The sequence below is a fragment of the Pseudomonas sp. A25(2017) genome (assembly GCF_002001065.1).
GTDB lineage: Bacteria > Pseudomonadota > Gammaproteobacteria > Pseudomonadales > Pseudomonadaceae > Aquipseudomonas > Aquipseudomonas kilonensis.
In genome coordinates this window covers 1-744 of sequence record NZ_MUOA01000036.1, presented here as the reverse complement: position 1 = coordinate 744, position 744 = coordinate 1, and the positions used below count along the sequence as shown (strand labels likewise).

General features: G+C 55.9%; 1 protein-coding gene. It reads right to left on the bottom strand.

What is annotated here, in order from left to right; translation table 11 throughout:
* Positions 1-31: 31 nt before the first annotated feature.
* On the bottom strand, positions 32-744 hold a 713-nt coding region (locus B0E42_RS02780), incomplete at its 5' end, for a transposase (RefSeq protein ID WP_139353081.1).

Below are 744 nucleotides of genomic sequence, written 5' to 3'. Positions count from 1 at the left end.
TGTGGGAGATTCTATGGTACGGGGCTACCCCTTAAATGCCTTTCGGTAAGTATTCGCTCTGGTTCTTCAGCAGGGCGAATACCACTCGGGCAAGCTTGCGGGCCAGTGCCACTAATGCTTCGGTTGTGCTGAGTCCCCGGGCCCTCAGTGCCTCATAAAAACCCTTCCATGCCGCTGTGCGCCTCGCCGACATCGCGGCGTTATGCATCAATCGACGTGCCTCTGGGTCACCTCGCTTAGACAAGCAGCGGCGTCCCTTCTTTTTCCCAGAATCCGATATACGCAGGTCTAGGCCCAGAAAAGCGATGAAGGCATCGGCATTTCTGAAATCTCCACGCTGAAACGACGTGAGCAAACGGGCACCGCTCAATAGGCCAATGCCTTCGACTTTCATGCAACGCTTGAGCTGAGCGCCCAAGCCAGCTGCTTCCAACTGCGTCTGGATTGTTTTCTCGAGCAAGATTTCCAGTCGTTGCATGGCCTTTATCTGGTGCTCAAACGCCGTTTTGAGCAACGGTTCGTTGGACCAACTTTGCTTGAGGCTGACACGCGCCTGGACCAAGGCTGCCCGGCGCCGGAAAAGGCTTATAAGACGGCAATACAGGGGCGAAGGCGGAGTCCACGGGTGCAACTGGTGGCCTTCGTTGTTCAAGTAGCGAGCCAACAACCGAGCATCCAGCGCATCGGTTTTAGCGCGAACTTTCACACCTTTGCGGTAATGGCTGAGCTCGTAGCCGCCGATCA